A 13,625-nucleotide genomic window follows, 5' to 3' on the forward strand; every position below is an offset into this window, starting at 1 on the left:
CGACCTACAGCGCCTATGGCGCTCATATCAGGAACCAACGTACGGCTGCGGCCGGTTACACGGTCCCGGGCTTGGGGGTAAACGCCCCTTCGAGCAGGGTATCAACGTTGAGAATCCGCACCGCCTCGCCATCATTTGAGAAGACACTGTCATCGCCGCTGCTCACCGCGGCGCCCTTGAGTGAATGACGCTGCTCGATGCGGCTTGCCTGTACGTTGACGATCCCTTCGACCGTGTTGACAAGCAGCGCATACGGCGCGGGTGCGTCGATGACCACGGCTCGCGCCGAATCCGACAGAGGTTCAGAAGCAAGTCGCAGCAACCGGCTCAAGTCCGCAATTGGCACAATTGACCCACGCAAGTTCGCTAACCCGCACAAAGCCGCTGGGGCTTGCGGCACCTTTGCCATTTCGGGTACCCTGACGATCTCGGCTACCCGATCGACCGGAACCGCGTAAGTATGCTCGGAGCAGCGAACCGCCAGGAAGCGTTTGGATAGCGCCGCTGGCGCGCCTTGCTCAGACATTTTGTGACTTGAGCTCTTCAGCGAGGGAGGCAATCTCCTCAATCGCCGCAGCCAGGTCCTCAGCTCCTCGCGCTTGCTCTTGGGAAGCGGTCGATGCCTCTCTAGACGCTGCGCCGGCTTCCTCTGCGGCTGTTGCAATCTGCTTCGCGCCAGCTGAAGCCTGGCTCGCCGCAGCGAGTATGTCGGTAGCGCCAGAATTGATCGCTTTGCTCGCCTCGACGAGCTGCGTCAGCTCTTCTTTGGTCTTCTCAAATACCGCTAAGGTGGCGCGACTATTCTGAATCTCGACTTCCGACAGGCCGCAGATCCGCTCGAGATCGCCACGCAGCGAAGATATCTGCTCGATAATTCCGCGAACCGTATCCTTCACTTTATCCAAGGATTGCGATGCTTCGCGCGCCAGCCCGCGAATGTCTTTGGACACCAAGGAGAAGCCGCTGCCATAGTCGCCCGCCCTGGCTGCTTCGACCGCTCCACTGACGGCAAGCATGCTGGTCTGAACCGCGACTAATGTGATCGCATCGACGATCTTCTCGATCTTGCGGCCAGTTACCTCCAAACTAAGCAACGCAGATACGCTCGCTGTCGTGTCCTGGAGGGAACCCGTCAATCCGTTAATAAGGTTTTCGACCGCCGCGTAAGTTTCCCTCAGCGACTGTTCCATCGCTGCAACACGCTCCTCGGCTGCAACTGCATTTTCTTTTGCAAGGGCAGCACTTTGCTCGATCTGGCTCAGTGAGGCCGAACTTTCGTGGGTGGCCGCCGCCTGCTGCTGGGCGCCACGGTTGATCTGCTCGACCGCAGCCAGAATCTGACCGGCGGCCCCCGAGAGCTCCTGAATATTCGCCGACAGCTGTTCGGCTGCCGAGGACGCCTGCTCGGCGGCTTTTCCCGCGTCTCCGCCGCGCAATAGATTAGCCAAGCGTGCCAGCGCGTGCGCTGCCGTTTGGCCTTCAACAAGCGCCTGCGTCTGCTGTTGGATCGCTGCCTGCGATTCCGCAGCTGCAGCCGACTGCTGCTCCGCGGCACTGGCAACTTGCTCGGCACCTTTTTGCGCCTCGGTCGCAGCTTTTTCGGCTTCAACCGAAGCCAGCGAGATGGCGCGGCTGCCGAGCGCGATCTCGCCCGCGGTTTCCCGCATGGCGCGAAGGTTTCGCAGCACGACGTTTGAGGCCTTTGCTTCGGATGCCGCAGCGTGAGCGGCAGCAGCGACTCCGGCTGCAACCGCGCTGACATCTTTTTGGATGCTGGTGGATAGCGCCTGAACTTCACGTGCGCTGGTGTCGGATATCTGCGCCAGCGACCTTACTTCTTCAGCGACTACGGCAAATCCGCGGCCATGATCGCCGGCGCGAGCGGCTTCGATGGCGGCGTTTAGGGCAAACAGATTCGTCTGGTCCGAGATGCGGCTGACCGTGCGGCCTATAGCTCCGACTTCTTCAGCGCGTTCTTCGATAACGGCAATCAATTGTGCCGAGCTTTCCTGGCGAGCGGCATTTCGTTCAATCGCACTGACCGCATTCATCACCTGATTCGTCACATCGGCAAGCAAGCCCTGCACCGATTCCGATCGCCTTTGCGAATCCTCGGCTAAGCGTCGTCCCACGGCCAGCGTTTGCGTGGAGTCGCTGATTGTGCGCAGTTGTTCTTCAGCCGCGCCTGATGCTTCCTCCGCACCCGCGGCGATCTGTTCCATCGATCGCCGTAATTCTTCACCGGCGGCCGATGCCTCGGTGATGCCGCTGGCCAGCTCCTCAGTGGCGGCGGCAAACCGTTCGGCTATTTGTCCGTGAGGTAGGTCTGATTTGATGCTTTGGCGTGATCTGGCCGGCAAATCTGCTTTTTCGGGATGCAAACCCTTGTCTGGCCCAGTGCGTTTCGCGATCCTTGACGTCTTAACGAGCGACATATTGGACTGAAATCCTATTTCGCGGGTAGGGGCGTTTGCCTGATTTCTATCTCATCGCCGGTAAGCGCGCCACCGCAGATAGCTTGGCCACGTGCTCAGACTTCAAGTTGGTGCGGCAATCCTGGTGGATTGCGGTCGGCCACTATCGCAAGGCAGGTGTCGCTTAGCCGCGTTATAAGCGGTCCGCTATTCGATGAACGATGCCATTGCGGTAGGTTCGCTTTCTCCCAAAACGAGAGATCATCGAGGGAAGGGCCACGGCGCAGCTGAGGTAAAAACCGGGACCAGTTTGTCTTGGCCGCAGTTGCGGCAACTCGGGAATTTAATCGAAACGGAACCCCTACCCATACCCGGACGCCACCCATTTGGAAACCGAAGGCACCGACCTTGCAAACCTGGAAGCCGCTGAACATGAGGTTGAAGGGCGCCGCTTCTAGGCGACACTGTGACTTCTCAACGTCCGATAGCGGATCATCCGCGTTCGTGGCGTGAGATGAGACACAGTCCTCTTCATTCTTCGATCTGATATCCTGGCATGTTCGTTCTGCTACCTGTTTCCAAGAGCCTTAGCCTCACGCTCCAGCGTATCGCGGTCATTGCCATGCTTCACGATGAGCTGGCGCACATCGGGGATGCTGAGACCGAATTTGCTGGCGAGATAGCCGACCTCATACTCTTCGTCACCAGACACCCGGCTGCGATCCCGATTATCTGTTTTACTCTTGTCGTCTGGCATGATGGTTCAGCTCCGTTCCGATCACCCACAACGCGAAACACGCAGTTTTGTTGCCGCCATGCGGATTCCGGAGCAATTCTCGCTTTTTAAGCCAGCTTGAGGGGGCATCCTGGCGGCAAGGAAGACCTCCCGGCATGCTTCGCTGCAGGATTTCCGTGAGGATGGAAATAATGCCCTACTTAGTATTTGACTCGCTACTGTCCGTCCGAAAGCGTACAAGGGCCAGGTCGTCAGCTGAACAGTAATGGGCGCTGACGCTTGGGAGCGACCATCGCACTCTTGCCCTGAAGCGAGAGCAAACGCGATGACAGAAGAACGTCGCCCCGGCCTTAAACCCGAGATCGTCAGCGCGCTTGCGCTGGAAGCCGGGGCCACGGAGCAGCAGATCACCGAGATAATTTCGTTGGTCGGCTTCGATCGTTCCTCGATATTGCGGGAAGCTCGCCTGCTTAAGAAGACGTAAGTGAGCACGTAATTGTCGGTTTTGTACCAAGGCGGACAGGCTCTGCTGCCGACGCTATTCCAGCTGAATCGTCTGCAAATTGCCTTGGGCGCCCACGACTGAGGGACGCGTGCTCTCGCCCGAGAGGAGCGAGCGCTATGGACCTGCATCTTGATACAAACAAAAATGCGCTTCTGCGGCGCTTCGATCCTGCCGATCTGGATCACCTCAAGCCGCATCTGCGCAACACCTTCCTCGATCTACGCACGCCGCTCGAAAACGCCGGGCAAAAAATCGAATATGTTTATTTCCCTTGCAGCGGCCTAGCTTCGGTGGTGGCTAGGAAGAACAGGGGAGCCGACGCAGAAGTCGGCATCATCGGGTTCGAAGGCATGACCGGCTCGGCTCTTGTGATGGGCGACGACCAGGCCACGCATGATTGCTTTATTCAGATGACCGGCGAGGTGTTGGTGATCGACGCCTCGCAGTTCAAAGCGGCTTTAAAGGCGAGCAACACACTTCGGCCGTTTCTGATGCGCTACGTCCACGCTTTTCATATACAATCCACCTACACCGCTCTGATCAATGCGCGATGCAAAATCGAGGATCGTTTGGCTCGATGGCTTCTGATGTGTGACGACCGTGTTGTTGGCAATAGACTTTTCATCACCCATGAATACCTGTCCGTGATGCTCGGTGTGAGGCGCCCTGGAGTCACGGTCGCACTGCAGATGATTGAGGGGCGCGGGCTCATACAATCCCGGCGTGGTGAAGTGGTCATTCGCGACCGAAAAGGTCTGATCGATCTCGCAAACGGTAGCTATGGGGAACCGGAAGCGGAATACAGGCGGCTCGTCGGCGAAATCGAGATCCAGCCGCAGATTGTCCCTTGACGGGAACCGACGTTGACCCAGGTTTGGGCAAATGACCCTCTATTATTTCGACCTCGATGACAATGGCTTAGTCTACCATGACGACCAGGGCACCCATTGTTCGGCCTTCGATCAAGTCAAGGAGGAAGCCGTTCGCACTCTCGTTGAAATGATCAAGGAGAGCCTGCCAGATGGCGATCACCACAGGTTGACGATCAAGGTCCGCGATGACGGAGGCGGCGTGGTCTTGCAGGTCTCGCTGAACTTTGAGGTTGAGGCAGAGCGCCGTTACGGCGGTGGCAGTTCTCCCGATTCTCACGTCTGACAGCGTCCACGCAAATCAAGCGCCGCCAGAAACGCGCGCGCCGCGGCATGGCACGCATTATGCGATGGGCCATTGGAAACGAGAGTCCATGCTTGTCGGCAAAGATCGCCACTGCATATGGATCGCCAATCTGAACCCGGATCGAGCACTCTTTGCGCCTTAAGCATTACCGCCCCTCAAACCTGTTCAAAATGGCCCGACGTGAACCCGCGCCGCTGCGGCTATGTGATATCCGCTCAGCCGACAAGCGCCGGTGACAAAGCCGACAACCGCGCGGCTAACCTTGGTAAAAAACGTACATCAAAAGTTCTCCATCGGCCTATGGTTGCAAGGGAGCTAGGTGATTTATGCGCTGCTGGCGTTTGAGAGTTCGCCAGCTCTTGCTCATCCTCGGGAGGTTTACCATCATGGGCAAGGACCGTGAATGCGGTCAGATTTCGGCCTTCGATTTCGCCATGGTGCGCCAGGCCTTTCGGCAGTCGGCAAGCGAACAAGGGATCGCAGAGGGTCGATGGCCCGATCATGCGAAGCGGCTCTTCCAACAGCTAACCGATGAAGACCCCAACGATGACATGATCGGCTACATCATCGCGCCTTAGTACTGCTCGCGCTATCGCCGCACTGGGCCGATCCCTCGATAGTCATAGACCGCAGGTGGACCTTTGTTGCGTCCCTTCGGGACGTCTACGAAGGTCCCTCTGAGCCATTTGGCTTGGCTATTTCGCAAAGTCACCACTCGGTTAACCGCCCTTGCGGCGGCTTCGAACGGCGTCAACGCTCAACTTGGTGGGTCGCCTGCAACACGTCGTCTTCGATCTCTTCCACCCGATATGAGCTCATAGCCACCCCGGCCGAAATTCTACGCAGTGATGGACGATACCCTGCGATGGCGGGACCGCGCACTTGTATGAAAGTGCTATACGAGGAACTTAGCTGGCGGCATTCGCTTATGCATTCATGAGCACACGCGGCGTCAACTTCCTCGATCGCTGGATCGGCAACAATCTCCCCGAAACGGCTAAGGTCGACGCCGTCTCGATAAGTGAGTACACACACAAATTGTATGCCGACGCTAAAGCCTTGGGTATCAAACGCGAAGAGATCGACGAAGAAGTTGACGGCATATATCGGACGCTGGTCGATGCTGGGGTCCACTTTGATGCTGGCTTAACCGAATGAGCGTTCGCGGCCTTAAGTTTCTGGACAGGTGGGTGGCCGAGCAACTGCCCATTGTGGCGCGGGGCGATCCTATCGCCGCCAGCGACTTGGCGGATCCAATTAATAATGTTTAAGGTTTGATGGGTTGGATCGAGCCTGAATCGTTCGGGCTCTTTTGTCCAGATTTTGCAGATGTATTCAAAGGGCGTGAGGCCCTTGAGGGTCTTCAGTCGACGGCCGAAATTATAGGCTAAGACGAAATCGGCGAGATGCTGGCGCAGTTGGTCATGGCTCTCGTAGTAGAAGCGTTTGACGGTCGCATCCTTGATCGTGCGGTTCATGCGTTCGACCTGGCCGTTGGTCCATGGGCTGGGTTCGGCGCCGCGAGGATCGCGGCCAGCAATTCAGCCGACGCGTCCAGACCTGCCACTGCCTTGTGCAGCGCAGTGGTCGCGGCTGCTTGGTGATCTTCTGGCTTGCCGTTGTCGTTTGCGAGATCGGCCTTCACTGGCATCTTCATGGCGCGACTATGCGCCTTGCGGGAGCGGTCTACAACCGCACGACCTTATCGAGATGCCGGCGAATACGCTGGCCTTCCGCGAAGGCTACGGCGTAGGATTCCAGTTCGAATGATCGGTTGCTCTCTTTCCCCTCCTCAACCACGCGGCCTTGGACTAATGACCTGCCTCCTGCCGGTTTCAGCGTTCTCTTCGTGGTCGAACAGTGCTCGCCACAGCATGGCATCGGACGCTGCGGCTCCCAATGTTCTCTAATTGCGGGCCTGGGGTCAACCGTTTTCTAACCGATCCGATGTCCGGTAGCGGGTGGTGTCTCAGTTTGAAATTGTCGGCTTGGCTGGGTTCGGCGCCGCGAGGATCGCGGCCAGCAATTCAGCCGACGCGTCCAGACCTGCCACTGCCTTGTGCAGCGCAGTGGTCGCGGCTGCTTGGTGATCTTCTGGCTTGCCGTTGTCGTTTGCGAGATCGGCCTTCACTGGCATCTTCATGGCGCGACTATGCGCCTTGCGGGAGCGGTCTACAACCGCACGACCTTATCGAGATGCCGGCGAATACGCTGGCCTTCCGCGAAGGCTACGGCGTAGGATTCCAGTTCGAATGATCGGTTGCTCTCTTTCCCCTCCTCAACCACGCGGCCTTGGACTAATGACCTGCCTCCTGCCGGTTTCAGCGTTCTCTTCGTGGTCGAACAGTGCTCGCCACAGCATGGCATCGGACGCTGCGGCTCCCAATGTCAGCAACGCAGTCCGCTTCGGTGGAAGGGCTGCATAGCTCCTGGCGGGTTTGCCGCTGCTCGTCCCGGCAAGGGACAAGATTACCGTCGAGCGACGGATTTCTTCGGGTTCACCTCTATCTTCATGCGACGGCCCCCGCTTCTGCGGCCGACCATCGGAAGGATACGCCATCCACCCACATGCGGTGCATGACTACTGCTAGCTTTCGTGCGACGGCGATCTTTGCCTTCTTCAAGCCGCTGCGCTTGGCGATCCGGAGGCCCCAGGCTTTGAGCCCCGACCACTTCTCGACCCTCGTCAGGAGCGTGCCGGCGGCCTCAAATAAATAGGTACGGACAAGACTGTCTCCGCATTTTGAGATGCCCCTCTTGCGATCGATTTCACCCGACTGATAACATCGCGGTGTCAGGCCGAAGTACGCGCCAACGCTTCTGGATTTCGCAAACTTGGACGGATCATCGACCGCTGTCACGAACGCGAGGGCCGTGAGGACGCCCACGCCAGGAATGGCCATAAGCTGCCGGCACACAGCACTCCCTCGAGCACGGCTCATCAGTTGGCGGTCAAGCTGCCGAATCTGCTCCTTCAGGCAGGAATGGACGCACAGCATCGACCGGACGGTTTGATTGAGCATTGGGTCGCTATTGTCGCACGCCTCATCCACGAGCCGTTCGAACGGCTCGCCCGTTCGTCTTGACAGAATGACGCCAAAAGTTTTGAGAATGCCCCTGATCTGGTTGGTGACCTCTACCCGCATTCCGACGAGTTGAGCTCGTGCTCCAAGCATCGAGCGGACGGCGTGGCTGTCGAGACTCTTTACCCCGACCTCCCTATACCAGCCCGCCTTGACGATCTGAGCCAATCCATAGGCATCATTCTTGTCGGTCTTGTTTACCTGGCCACTCATGGTCGCCTGCGCATGGCGGGAATCAAGGCACAGCACCGGCAGCCCCATAGCCTTCAAGGCGTGCCAGTGCCAGGTCGACAAGGGACCGCTTTCGAGCCCTATGCGTACAACATCTGGTGCTTTGGATCTGATGTTTCCGGCTATGTCTTCTGGCGTCGATAGGCACTTTCCTTGCCAGACAAGCTTACCGTCATTGCCGATAACGCACAGGTGGGTCATCTCCTGCGAGACGTCTAACCCAACAAATTGGTCCATGTTGGCCTCCATGAGAATCACTGACGGCGAAGAATCTAGCATCGCCCGCAATTACCCCATGTCAGCATAGCGCCGGCCGCATGACGGGACGCGGGACCGACTGTCCCCGTCCGCGGGGTCCGCATCATGCATCAGGGATCGAACCCGCCCGCGGGACCGGATGCGGGCTGGGATTATGACAGCCCGGTCGCCGATCCTCTGCGATGCTCACCACCATCAGGTTCACTCAATCGAGTCCATCGTGGGGTCGCTCTGAAGCTCCGTCAACCGAAGGTTTTCCGAGAAGTGTTGTGGGAAGGTTCGACGAGGCGAGCGGCGGCTGCGCTCGGGACAAGCAAGCCAGCCGTCAGTCAACATGTGAAGCAGCTCGAGACCACGCTCGCATCACACTCTTCAAGAGATCAGCCAACCGCATCGTTCCCTTGCAGGAAGCCTTGGAACTCCTGCGAAACGTACAACTTGCTCTGACGTCTTTGATCGACTGGAAGCGTCGATCTTCGCAATGAAGAATGAGGAAAAGCAACGGATTGGGATCGCCGCGCCTTCTGTTTTCGGTTTCGTGACCTTGCCCTCTATCGAGGCGCAAGACCTGGCAGCCGAGACGATCGTCGATACCGATCCGCAGTTCGCCGCCCACGAGATGAACTTCAATGGTTGCGCTTCGCCGGCGTCGCCGGACTACTGGTGGAATTCGATTGCAACGGTCACGAGGCCGGATACGTAGCTTGCGCGCTGGGCGCCAGTCCTTTCATGGCGGCGAAGTTTTCTGTGTCGGGGCTCCCAGGCAACAACTCGGGAGCAACGAGCGAGTTGCAACCGAACCTTCCGCCGCTCGTTGACCTATGCTGGCTCGTTCAAGCATACTCCAGGCCATTGCCGCCGGCTCACGCTGGCGGGCTTTTTTGCGGCAGTCGGGAACATCCTCGCTCTGAGGCTGTTCGGTCGCACCCGGCTCTTTCTTCAGCGGTCCCGTGCCGGTGACCAAGATGGCCCCTCACTCATCGTGGTCGGCCCGCGCTCGGAAGCAAGCGCGGGCCATCCCTGCACAAGCACGGCGTCCCCAGATGTCAGCGGGCTTTTATCGTTATACTCTCATTGCTGTGTTGTCGGTGCGCTACCGCTTCTTTGAATGCACGTGCTGCTGCATCGCAAGCGACACGTGAGGAGCCGTTCACGGACAAGATGATTCCGGCTGCCTTCACTGTCAAACCGTGTTTCTCGGCGAACTCTGCGGCTGTGTACGCGCGTTGGGCTTTTTCACTACTCCGCATTTCTGACTCGATATGCCGCTTCCGCCTCGTGTAAGATCTGGCGGGTCCCTTGCAGGGTGTGGTGCATGCTCGCCAAAAGGCTAATGGCGTCGGTCGTTGGACTGCCTTCGTGATTCAGCAAACCGACGACTATATCTTGCTTGGAAACGATGCTCTGGTTGTGAGCGAGTTGCCCCGTCAAAAAATGAGCCGGATCTCTGCCGGTGTCGGCATGGCCTTCTCCCTGGTCGGGCGAAAGCCTGATGATCGCTCCCAAGCGCCTCGTGCCTGTTTGTTTTTGGTTTTTCGAGGCGACCGCAACAGTGTGCGCTCGTTAGCGGGCAATGGCAACCGGCTAGGCAATTGAGCATCGATGGTGGGCGCGGGCCGCTTTGGATTCGTAGGCGGGGTGTGTGCTGGGAAGCTCGTGCCTGATAAATGAAGCCAGCACGGCGCGCGGCAATACCAGATATTCGCCCGCTTGGTTGGTCAGCACATACCGCTCGTCGTCCAACTGGGAAAAACGGAAGTACGCGAGCTGATATGTGTCGTCCAACGGTCGTTGGAACTCAGTTGCCGGAGCAAACTTAGTCATCGGACTGTAGGCCCGATCTGGAAAACGCAAGCGCCAGTATCGCTTTTCTAACAGTGGCGGTTTCGGCGGCGATGCTGCTACGCAGGTCCTGATCCAAGACCTCTAGCCGCAGTCTTTCTACCGCTGCGTCGGCCGAAGTTCGCGCGGCCGCCTTGCTGAAGTTGATCGTGCATACTGCGAAGCCGCCCTCGATCGTGATCTCAACCGCAGCGTTGCCGGTTACCCGATACGCGGCGCGCTTTACACAGTCGAGGCTGAAGACTGACAGATCAAACTTGACTTGGGCAGTCTGGACGAGCTCGCTATCGCGAGAGGTGTCCGACATCAGCAATAACTGTACCCAGAGCAGTGAGACCCATGACTAGCATGGCTTGAATGGCTAGTGTGGTACGCTCGCTTTTCCGCTATCGTCTCGTCGACGTTCTGGTGATGCTCGGGGCGACTTCCGCGGGCTATCTTGCAGTCTGCGACGATCGGCACGAGCTGCCGCGCGTTCACCATGGCGGCGATTCGTCGGCCAGCAACGCGGCTGTCCGCGAGGCGGGCTGCGGTATCAAGGGCAACATTAACGAGCGCGGCGAGCATATCTACCATATGCCGGGGCAGGAATATTACTCTGCTACGCGCGTCAACCCAGCTCGAGGAGAGCGCTGGTTCTGCTCACAATGGGAAGCGTGGTGGGCGGGCTGGCGGAAAGCGAAAGTGTAGCGAATGCCTTTAGACTACACCTTCAGTTGCTCGATGCGCGTGCTCTTTATTGGAAGTTCGAACATCGCGCCGCCCGCGACAATTTCCGATTGCTTTTCGATCGTGCTCCAAAGGGCGAGTAGCCGCTCCATCTGCTTGACGACCGGAGCCTTGTAGAGGCCCTTCGAAAGAAAAAACCCGACGAGCCGAGAGCTTCGAAATGCAGCATATTCGACCTTGTTCCGGGTAATGCGTCGATCGCCAGAAATGACGATCCAACGCCCCTCCGTGCTCAGCTGGCCGATCCAGGCCACATCTTTCACGCCGGGGCCGAACTTCTCTCTGATATGGACGATCTCATGCTCCCCGGCGAACAGGGCATTTAGCGAACGGGCGAGAGCGGGCGACAGGTTTTCGTCGACCAGGGCTTTCACGCGGCGCTCTGAAGGCTCTCTTCGAATTTCATGGCGTCTCTAACAGAGGTAGCTGAGACATCGAAAAGGCGCGCCACCTTTTCCACGGATCCTTCGGCTTCTACCGCTTGCGCAAGCGCCACGGTCGGGACGCCATATTTGGAGGCGATCGGCTGACCGAACGAACGATGGGGGTCGATCACGATGGACTGCTTGCCATTGAAGGGCCGCCAGCGCGCCACCGCGTCATTCTCGATATCCAGATCTTTGAACGTCCGCTCTATGACCTGGCGGAAAACATACTGCCGCCTCTTCAGGTCGAGTAGCTTGGTTTCACCGGAACGCTCTATTCCTTCGAGGAAGATCGTTCTGCCGTCAGTCTGGAAGCGCCTGGTTGAGAACGGGCGCTCGTCATTGACGCACTCACGTGCGTACTCGATGCAATTTCTAACCGCCAAAAGGCCGACGCCGGCCCCTGTGAATGCTTTGACAAAGCGGAGCTCGATCAGGTCACGGAATCCGATCTCGAGATGATTGTTGATGATCGGCCACTGCGATGACCATAGCGGCGCGATTCGATGCTCAACTTCTTCGCGGCGGAAGGTGTAGCCCTTCATCCACCTCGAAATATTGAGCGCAGACGTCCCTATCAGGCGCGCGGCCTCTCCGACGCTGTAGGAGCCTACCCCGAAGAATTCTGCGTCTTGAATGTTCTGGCGTACCGACATGCCGGAAGAGTTATCCACTTTCATAGACCGTGCAAGGGGTCACTTCCGCCGTCCAGCTGGCGGCAATGTATCTGTCGGTCGCATCATCAGGATCGCAGAGGACCGAGGCGTCAGTTCGTCTCGTCGACGATACTGTCATAGTCGCGGCCGATCAGTAGCAGCACGAAGCCGCAGGGCACTGTCACGCTGGTGAGGGCAATAAGGCCGAGCCATCCATAGTCCGGCTTCGCAAAATAGTAGTACCAGATAATCGCCTGCACCAGCGGAGACACGATCAACATCCAAGCACCCCATATGCCATCCGTGTTGAGCCGGATCGTTGTCGTCGCCCGATATCTGATTGCCATACGTATGCCCTCCCGTTCCCCAAAAGGCAGCTTCGCGCCGGTTTAGCGCGAACGCAAGCGCCGGCCCGGCTACGGCTTTGCGAGCCTCACGCCGGCGCCTCCTCCATTCTGCGGAATGAGCTCAACCCCGGCAGCCTCCAGAGCGGCCTGCAGGTCGACCAGCGTGCGGTCGTATGGCGTCCGCTTGCCAGCTTCGAAATTGGCAATGGTCGTCTTGGCCACCTGGGAGGCCGCTGCCAGCTGATCCTGCGACCATCCAACAAGCGCCCGGGCTGCCCGGCATTGAGATGGTGAAATTGTCATTTTAATTAAACCTTACATTAAAAGTGCCGACTGTACGATACGTGCAGCCTTATACCATTAGTGCAACGTTATCGCAAATGCAGACCCAAATGCCTAACGCCGGCGAAGCTATGGCCGCTGCTTTCCCTTGGAAGATTTTCCCGCGGCGCCCTGCTCGGTGCCATCGCCTCTATTCCGGCCATAAGAGGCGCTGCCGGGGCGCATGTCTCGCCGCAACCGGCGCCTCTGCCCTCCCAGGAGGAACTGCTGCAAGCCTACAGTGAGATGGCTGTTCTTCGAACGTCTGCTGCTTATGCGCGACATCTACCCTGGCGAGCGCAACCCTACCGCCTAACAGCCCTCGTGCCCTGCAACACTCTTGCGGCGCATTACCATTTCCCGCTACGATGACCGAGAGTTGTAGCCCCACATGGGAAACGGTGCCCTCGCAAGCCACGCGTGCGCTGCTCGTCTTGCAGACCGTCGGCGTTGACTTCAGGCCGCTGAGTGAACGGCAATGATCTTTCGTTCAGAAGGAAACTGCCATGCGAACGACCGAAGGTGATCGACCGCCTTCCGGCTGGTTTGTGGTCGACGTTATGCGCCGCGAAACCCGGAAGTGGGACTGGACGGCGCTTATGACCGATACGCATCCTGACGACGATCTAGAAGCTCGGATCTTTGCGAAGCAGTGCTGGGTCCGCATTCCCGGTAAGCACCGAAACCGAGATGGGGCTTGGGATATGTTCGAGGCGATGTCAGCCACGCGGCACTGACTGACTTTCATTCCGCAGAAGAGAAACGAACAGCCCGCTGCCGCTGGTGGCGGGTTTTTCATGTCGCGTTTCACCAGCCGCGCACCAGTAAAAACCGTTGTCTCAGTTGCAACATGAAACGCTGACATTTCTGCTTTTGAGGGTACGTTAAGATGTTGAATTCAC

General features: G+C 58.2%; 19 protein-coding genes and 2 pseudogenes. 9 read left to right on the forward strand and 12 right to left on the reverse strand.

All coding sequences use genetic code 11. From position 1 onward, the window contains the following. Nucleotides 1-55 precede the first annotated feature (55 nt). The 3 genes from NLY44_RS27315 to NLY44_RS27325 form a co-directional block, all read right to left on the reverse strand. Nucleotides 56-526: a chemotaxis protein CheW gene (locus NLY44_RS27315; protein ID WP_286456044.1), complete on the reverse strand. Its 471-nt coding sequence runs from the start codon at nt 524-526 to the stop codon at nt 56-58. Further along, a complete protein-coding gene (locus NLY44_RS27320; protein WP_023807130.1) occupies nt 519-2,435 on the reverse strand; it encodes a methyl-accepting chemotaxis protein in 1,917 nt (638 codons plus the stop codon). The genes NLY44_RS27315 and NLY44_RS27320 overlap by 8 nt, the downstream gene beginning before the upstream one ends. Nucleotides 2,436-2,982: 547 nt before the next feature. Further along, nucleotides 2,983-3,171 (reverse strand): DUF3606 domain-containing protein, encoded by a 189-nt coding sequence (locus NLY44_RS27325; RefSeq protein ID WP_023807131.1) that lies wholly within the window; start codon nt 3,169-3,171, stop codon nt 2,983-2,985. 304 nt (nt 3,172-3,475) lie between these two features. On the opposite strand from NLY44_RS27325, the gene NLY44_RS27330 reads away from it, so the two are divergent. From NLY44_RS27330 to NLY44_RS27345, 4 genes are all read left to right on the forward strand, one after another. Then, nucleotides 3,476-3,634 carry a hypothetical protein gene (locus tag NLY44_RS27330; protein WP_023807132.1) on the forward strand — a complete coding sequence of 53 codons (159 nt, stop codon included), beginning with the start codon at nt 3,476-3,478 and terminating at the stop codon, nt 3,632-3,634. Between the two features lie 137 nt (nt 3,635-3,771). After that, nucleotides 3,772-4,506 carry a Crp/Fnr family transcriptional regulator gene (locus tag NLY44_RS27335; RefSeq protein ID WP_023807133.1) on the forward strand — a complete coding sequence of 245 codons (735 nt, stop codon included), beginning with the start codon at nt 3,772-3,774 and terminating at the stop codon, nt 4,504-4,506. Nucleotides 4,507-4,537: 31 nt separating this feature from the next. Beyond that, complete coding sequence (locus NLY44_RS27340) at nt 4,538-4,810, forward strand: DUF6894 family protein (RefSeq protein WP_023807134.1); 273 nt, start codon at nt 4,538-4,540, stop codon at nt 4,808-4,810. 407 nt (nt 4,811-5,217) lie between these two features. After that, nucleotides 5,218-5,409, forward strand: a complete 192-nt coding sequence (locus NLY44_RS27345; protein WP_023807135.1) for a hypothetical protein — start codon at nt 5,218-5,220, stop codon at nt 5,407-5,409. A 696-nt stretch (nt 5,410-6,105) separates the two neighbouring features. Here NLY44_RS27345 and NLY44_RS27355 read toward each other — a convergent pair. From NLY44_RS27355 to NLY44_RS27370, 4 genes and pseudogenes are all read right to left on the reverse strand, one after another. After that, nucleotides 6,106-6,336, reverse strand: a pseudogene (locus NLY44_RS27355) (integrase core domain-containing protein); the annotation flags it as partial. Then, the gene (locus NLY44_RS27360) at nt 6,306-6,476 is read right to left on the reverse strand and encodes a hypothetical protein (RefSeq protein WP_286456077.1); all 171 of its coding nucleotides are present in this window, start codon (nt 6,474-6,476) and stop codon (nt 6,306-6,308) included. The pseudogene NLY44_RS27355 and the gene NLY44_RS27360, both read right to left, overlap by 31 nt. A 324-nt stretch (nt 6,477-6,800) precedes the next feature. Next, entirely contained in the window at nt 6,801-6,962 is a 162-nt protein-coding gene (locus tag NLY44_RS27365) for a hypothetical protein (protein WP_286456078.1), read from the reverse strand. A 379-nt stretch (nt 6,963-7,341) separates the two neighbouring features. Then, entirely contained in the window at nt 7,342-8,382 is a 1,041-nt protein-coding gene (locus tag NLY44_RS27370) for an IS110 family RNA-guided transposase (protein ID WP_023806369.1), read from the reverse strand. 126 nt (nt 8,383-8,508) lie between these two features. On the opposite strand from NLY44_RS27370, the gene NLY44_RS33050 reads away from it, so the two are divergent. From NLY44_RS33050 to NLY44_RS27380, 3 genes are all read left to right on the forward strand, one after another. Then, complete coding sequence (locus tag NLY44_RS33050) at nt 8,509-8,850, forward strand: helix-turn-helix domain-containing protein (RefSeq protein WP_081727491.1); 342 nt, start codon at nt 8,509-8,511, stop codon at nt 8,848-8,850. 34 nt (nt 8,851-8,884) lie between these two features. Beyond that, nucleotides 8,885-9,106: a hypothetical protein gene (locus tag NLY44_RS27375; protein WP_023806368.1), complete on the forward strand. Its 222-nt coding sequence runs from the start codon at nt 8,885-8,887 to the stop codon at nt 9,104-9,106. Between the two features lie 596 nt (nt 9,107-9,702). Next, nucleotides 9,703-9,999: a hypothetical protein gene (locus tag NLY44_RS27380; protein WP_286456080.1), complete on the forward strand. Its 297-nt coding sequence runs from the start codon at nt 9,703-9,705 to the stop codon at nt 9,997-9,999. A gap of 220 nt (nt 10,000-10,219) precedes the next feature. Here NLY44_RS27380 and hxsD read toward each other — a convergent pair whose 3' ends face one another. After that, entirely contained in the window at nt 10,220-10,552 is a 333-nt protein-coding gene (hxsD, locus tag NLY44_RS27385) for a His-Xaa-Ser system protein HxsD (RefSeq protein WP_023806365.1), read from the reverse strand. Nucleotides 10,553-10,602: 50 nt separating this feature from the next. Between hxsD and NLY44_RS27390 the strand changes: the two genes are divergently transcribed. Continuing rightward, nucleotides 10,603-10,935, forward strand: a complete 333-nt coding sequence (locus NLY44_RS27390) for a sunset domain-containing protein (protein ID WP_031356186.1) — start codon at nt 10,603-10,605, stop codon at nt 10,933-10,935. Between the two features lie 14 nt (nt 10,936-10,949). Here NLY44_RS27390 and NLY44_RS27395 read toward each other — a convergent pair whose 3' ends face one another. From NLY44_RS27395 to NLY44_RS27410, 4 genes and pseudogenes are all read right to left on the reverse strand, one after another. Continuing rightward, entirely contained in the window at nt 10,950-11,348 is a 399-nt protein-coding gene (locus tag NLY44_RS27395; RefSeq protein ID WP_023806363.1) for a PIN-like domain-containing protein, read from the reverse strand. Then, nucleotides 11,345-12,055, reverse strand: a complete 711-nt coding sequence (locus tag NLY44_RS27400; RefSeq protein WP_023806362.1) for a hypothetical protein — start codon at nt 12,053-12,055, stop codon at nt 11,345-11,347. Before NLY44_RS27400 ends, NLY44_RS27395 begins: the two co-directional genes overlap by 4 nt. 110 nt (nt 12,056-12,165) lie before the next feature. Further along, the gene (locus NLY44_RS27405) at nt 12,166-12,402 is read right to left on the reverse strand and encodes a hypothetical protein (RefSeq protein ID WP_023806361.1); all 237 of its coding nucleotides are present in this window, start codon (nt 12,400-12,402) and stop codon (nt 12,166-12,168) included. A 75-nt stretch (nt 12,403-12,477) separates the two neighbouring features. Next, nucleotides 12,478-12,705, reverse strand: a pseudogene (locus NLY44_RS27410) (helix-turn-helix domain-containing protein); the annotation flags it as partial. A gap of 524 nt (nt 12,706-13,229) precedes the next feature. Here NLY44_RS27410 and NLY44_RS27415 point away from each other — a divergent pair. Further along, entirely contained in the window at nt 13,230-13,460 is a 231-nt protein-coding gene (locus NLY44_RS27415) for a hypothetical protein (protein ID WP_023806360.1), read from the forward strand. Nucleotides 13,461-13,625 lie beyond the last annotated feature (165 nt).

It is taken from the genome of Mesorhizobium sp. C089B (assembly GCF_030323125.1).
Classification (GTDB): Bacteria; Pseudomonadota; Alphaproteobacteria; order Rhizobiales; family Rhizobiaceae; genus Mesorhizobium.